This window comes from Stenotrophomonas sp. GD03777, from assembly GCF_029842485.1.
GTDB lineage: Bacteria > Pseudomonadota > Gammaproteobacteria > Xanthomonadales > Xanthomonadaceae > Stenotrophomonas > Stenotrophomonas sepilia.
Genome location: NZ_JAOCGL010000173.1, coordinates 1 through 4706, shown reverse-complemented (window position 1 = coordinate 4706; position 4706 = coordinate 1). Strand labels below are relative to the sequence as shown.

Below are 4706 nucleotides of genomic sequence, written 5' to 3'. Positions count from 1 at the left end.
GGCGAGGACGGGCTGTTGCCGTTGTCGTCCGGGTGATCGTCGTCATTGTCGGCGTCATCGCGCCAGCGCCAGTCGGCCGGCGTCAGCGGATCCAGGCCATAGGCAATGCGCGCCTTGTCGCACTGCGGGCTGGCCTTGCCGTATTCCCACGATGCATCCACCTCACGGCACACGCTGGGCCGGTTGGGGTGGATCGTGCAGCGTGAATACACGCCGATCTGCGCATCCAGCGCGACGCAGCGCACCGGCTTGGAATGGGTGCCGCGCATGCACAGGCGGTGCGGATCCAGCACCTCAGTGAGCTGATGCGGCACGCCGCCGGGGGTGACCTCGTCCGATTCCATCCAGTGGAAGGCCACGCGGTACTGGGTGCAGCAGGCGCCGCAGGTCATGCAGGGATGTTGCATGGGCAAGCCGCCTCGGGCGGCAGTCGGAATCGGGAACGAGGGTGCGGATTTTCCACGAAGTGGGCCGCCGCGCAAGAAATTCCGTAAGCGGCGACAATGAACGGATGAACCGACCCTGCAACATTGCGGCCCGTTTGCCTGAACTGGCGCGTGAACGCCCCGACCAGATCGCCATCCGCTGCCCGGGCCGCCGCGGCGCCGGCAACGGCATGGCCGCCTACGATGTCACCCTCGATTACCGTCAGCTGGACGCCCGCAGTGATGCCATGGCCGCCGGCCTGGCCGGCTACGGGATCGGCCGTGGCGTGCGCACGGTGGTGATGGTGCGGCCCTCTCCGGAGTTCTTCCTGCTGATGTTCGCGCTGTTCAAGCTGGGCGCAGTGCCGGTGCTGGTCGATCCGGGCATCGACCGGCGCGCGCTTAAGCAGTGCCTGGACGAGGCGCAGCCGCAGGCCTTCATCGGCATTCCTCTGGCGCATGTGGCGCGGCTGGTGCTGCGCTGGGCGCCGTCGGCCACCCGGCTGGTGACGGTCGGCCGCCGCCTCGGCTGGGGCGGTACCAGCCTGGCCGCGCTGGAACGTGCCGGTGCCAAGGGGGGGGCCATGCTGGCCGATACCGATGGCGAGGACATGGCGGCGATCCTGTTCACCAGCGGCTCCACCGGCGTGCCCAAGGGCGTGGTCTACCGCCACCGCCACTTCGTCGGCCAGATCCAGCTGCTGGGCAGTGCCTTCGGCATGGAAGCGGGTGGGGTGGACCTGCCGACCTTCCCACCGTTCGCGCTGTTCGACCCGGCGTTGGGCCTGACTTCGGTGATCCCGGACATGGACCCGACGCGGCCGGCGCAGGCCGACCCGGGACGCCTGCACGATGCCATCCAGCGCTTCGGCGTAACCCAGCTGTTCGGCTCGCCAGCGCTGATGCGGGTGCTGGCTCGGCACGGGCGGCCACTGCCGACGGTGACCCGGGTGACCTCGGCCGGGGCACCGGTGCCGCCGGACGTGGTCGCCACCATCCGCAGCCTGCTGCCGGCCGATGCGCAGTTCTGGACTCCCTATGGCGCCACTGAGTGCCTGCCGGTGGCGGTGGTCGAAGGCCGCGAACTGGAGCGCACCCGCGCGGCGACCGAGGCCGGTGCCGGCACCTGCGTGGGCAACGTGGTGGCCCCCAACGAGGTGCGCATCATCGCCATCGACGACGCACCGTTGGCCGACTGGTCGCAGGCACGTGTGCTGGCCACCGGCGAGGTGGGCGAGATCACCGTGGCCGGGCCGACCGCCACCGACAGCTACTTCAACCGCCCGCAGGCCACTGCGGCGGCGAAGATCCGCGAGACGCTGGCCGATGGCAGCACCCGCGTGGTGCATCGCATGGGCGACGTTGGTTATTTCGATGTGCAGGGCCGCCTGTGGTTCTGCGGGCGCAAGACGCAGCGCGTGGAAACCGCGCGCGGGCCGCTGTACACCGAGCAGGTCGAGCCGATGTTCAACACCGTGGCCGGCGTGGCGCGCACTGCGCTTGTTGGCGTGGGGGCCGCCGGTGCGCAGGTGCCGGTGCTGTGCGTGGAGCTGCAGCGTGGCCGGTCCGACAGCCCGGCACTGCAGGAAGCGCTGCGTGCCAAGGCCGCCGCATGCCTGGCCGGAGCCGGGCTGGAGCACTTCCTGGTACACCCTTCGTTCCCCGTCGATATCCGTCATAACGCCAAGATCGGCCGCGAGAAGCTCGCCGTCTGGGCCAGCACCGAACTGGAGAAGCGCGCATGAAGATCCTGGTCACCGGTGGCGGTGGTTTCCTTGGGCAGGCGCTGTGCCGCGGGCTGGTCGAGCGTGGCCACCAGGTGCTGGCGTTCAACCGCAGTCATTACCCGGAACTGCAGGCGATGGGCGTGGGCCAGATCCGCGGTGATCTGGCCGATGCGCAGGCGGTGCTGCATGCGGTGGCCGGCGTCGATGCGGTGTTCCACAACGGCGCCAAGGCCGGCGCATGGGGCAGCTATGACAGCTACCACCAGGCCAACGTGGTCGGCACCGACAACGTCCTCGCGGCCTGCCGCGCGCATGGCATCAACCGGCTGGTCTACACCTCCACGCCCAGCGTGACCCATCGTGCCACGCACCCGGTGGAAGGCCTCGGGGCTGACGAGGTGCCGTACGGCGAAGATTTCCAGGCGCCGTATGCGGCTACCAAGGCAATCGCCGAACAGCGCGTGCTGGCCGCCAACGATGCGTCGCTGGCGACGGTGGCACTGCGCCCGCGCCTGATCTGGGGCCCAGGCGACCAGCAGCTGGTGCCGAGGCTGGCCGAGCGTGCGCGGCAGGGCCGCCTGCGCCTGGTGGGGGATGGCAACAACAGGGTGGACACCACCTACATCGACAACGCCGCACTCGCGCACTTCCTCGCCTTCGAGGCACTGGCGCCGGGCGCTGCGTGTGCGGGCAAGGCCTACTTCATCTCCAATGGCGAGCCGCTGCCGATGCGCGAGCTGGTCAACAAGCTGCTGGCCGCTGTTGGCGCGCCGACGGTGGGCAAGGCGATCAGCTTCAAGACCGCGTACCGTGTCGGCGCCATCTGCGAGCGGCTGTGGCCGCTGCTGCGCCTGCGTGGCGAGCCGCCGCTGACCCGCTTCCTGGCCGAGCAGTTGTGCACGCCGCACTGGTACAGCATGGAACCGGCGCGCCGTGACTTCGGCTACGTGCCGCAGGTCAGCATCGAAGAGGGGCTGCGCAGGCTGAAGGCTTCATCTGCTGCATAGATCGCCGTCACTGGTTGCACACCGCAGGATCGGGAGGATGGACCCACGCCATCCAAGGCTCGACCACCCGCGAGGAGCGCCATGCTGCACTACGCCATCATCTTCTTTGTCATCGCCATCATCGCCGCTGTTCTGGGTTTCTCCGGAATCGCCGGCGCCGCAACCAACATCGCCTGGATCCTGTTCGTGGTGTTCCTGATCCTTGCGGTGATCTCGATGTTCCGCAAGCGCGGCTAGCCGGTAGTGCCGGCCGCTGGCCGGCATCGCTTTCCGCAGAGTCGAGCCATGCTCGACTCTGCGGGCGACCACGACGTTACACAGCGCTCTGCAGCCCGCGATCGGCCGCATGGCGCTCCAGCGCCAGTTCGATCAGGCGCGTGATCAAGGTCGTGTAGTCGACACCGCTGGCGCCCCACAGCTTCGGATACATGCTGATGCGGGTGAATCCGGGCAGGGTATTGACCTCGTTGATGATGATCTCTCCGCCTGCGGTGAGGAACACATCCACGCGCGCCATGCCCGCACACTCCAGCGCCTGGTAGGCCTGCAGCGCGATCTGCTGGATGCGTGCCTGGGTGCCGGCCTCGATATCGGCCGGTACCACCACCTCGGCACCATCCTCGTTGATGTACTTGGTGTCATAGGCGTAGAACTCGTCGTGCACCACCACCTCGCCGCAAAGGCTGGCCTGCGGATGTTCGTTGCCCAGCACCGCGCACTCGATCTCGCGGCCGATCACCGCCGATTCCACCAGCACCTTGTGGTCGTAGCGCAGCGCCATTGCCAGCGCTTCGGCAAAGCCCGCCGCATCCTTGACCTTGCTCACGCCTACCGACGAGCCTTGGTTGGCCGGCTTCACGAACAGCGGCAGGCCAAGCTGGGCAATCACCGCATCGACATCCACTTCCGCCACCTGGTGGCGGCGGATGCACAGCCACGGCGCCACCTGCAGCCCGGCGTCGCGCAGCAGACGCTTGGTCACGTCCTTGTCCATCGCCACTGCCGAGCCCAGTACCGGCGAACCGACGAAGGGCAGGTTGGCCATGCGCAGCAGCCCCTGCAGCGCACCGTCCTCGCCCAGAGGCCCGTGCACGATCGGCAGCACCACATCGATCTGGCCCAGCACGCTGGCCGCATCGGAGGGCTGCAGCTGTGCCTGCTCGGCACCGGGAAGGACCGCCAGCGACTGGCCGGAGCGATGCAGCGCGATGCGTGCCGGATCATCGGCATTGAGCAGGAAGGTCGCAGGCTCGCTCAGATGCCACTGGCCCTGCTTGTCGATGCCGACCAGCACCGGCTCGAAGCGCTCGCGATCAAGCGCATCGAGGATGTTCTTCGCCGACTGCAGTGAAACTTCGTGCTCGGAAGACTTGCCCCCGAAGATGATGCCGACCCGGGTCCGTGCCATGGGGAGTGCGATGTCCTGTGCGTTGCGTGGCCCCATAGCATGAACCTTCATCGGCCCACCGCGTGAGGCACAGATGAACCAGAAATCCATCCACGCATGGCGTGGATCTACCGTCCTCATGGCCCATCAACAGGGGTCG

General features: G+C 68.0%; 5 protein-coding genes. 3 read left to right on the top strand and 2 right to left on the bottom strand.

The genetic code is table 11. The features are described from left to right. Window positions 1-407: YkgJ family cysteine cluster protein (locus N5E02_RS20115; RefSeq protein WP_279946672.1), on the bottom strand; the 407-nt coding region annotated here is incomplete at its 3' end. Window positions 408-511: 104 nt separating this feature from the next. On the opposite strand from N5E02_RS20115, the gene oleC reads away from it, so the two are divergent. The 3 genes from oleC to N5E02_RS20100 all read left to right on the top strand — a co-directional run bounded on the left by oleC (window position 512) and on the right by N5E02_RS20100 (window position 3396). Next, window positions 512-2170, top strand: a complete 1659-nt coding sequence (gene oleC / locus N5E02_RS20110) for an olefin beta-lactone synthetase (protein ID WP_065178390.1) — start codon at window positions 512-514, stop codon at window positions 2168-2170. Then, window positions 2167-3159, top strand: a complete 993-nt coding sequence (gene oleD / locus N5E02_RS20105) for a 2-alkyl-3-oxoalkanoate reductase (protein ID WP_065185571.1) — start codon at window positions 2167-2169, stop codon at window positions 3157-3159. Before oleC ends, oleD begins: the two co-directional genes overlap by 4 nt. Before the next feature lie 81 nt (window positions 3160-3240). Then, window positions 3241-3396, top strand: a complete 156-nt coding sequence (locus N5E02_RS20100; RefSeq protein WP_005407633.1) for a DUF1328 domain-containing protein — start codon at window positions 3241-3243, stop codon at window positions 3394-3396. Between the two features lie 76 nt (window positions 3397-3472). Here the strand turns inward: N5E02_RS20100 and ddlA are convergent, their stop codons facing one another. Then, a complete protein-coding gene (gene ddlA / locus N5E02_RS20095; protein ID WP_235649695.1) occupies window positions 3473-4567 on the bottom strand; it encodes a D-alanine--D-alanine ligase in 1095 nt (364 codons plus the stop codon). Between the last annotated feature and the right edge of the window lie 139 nt (window positions 4568-4706).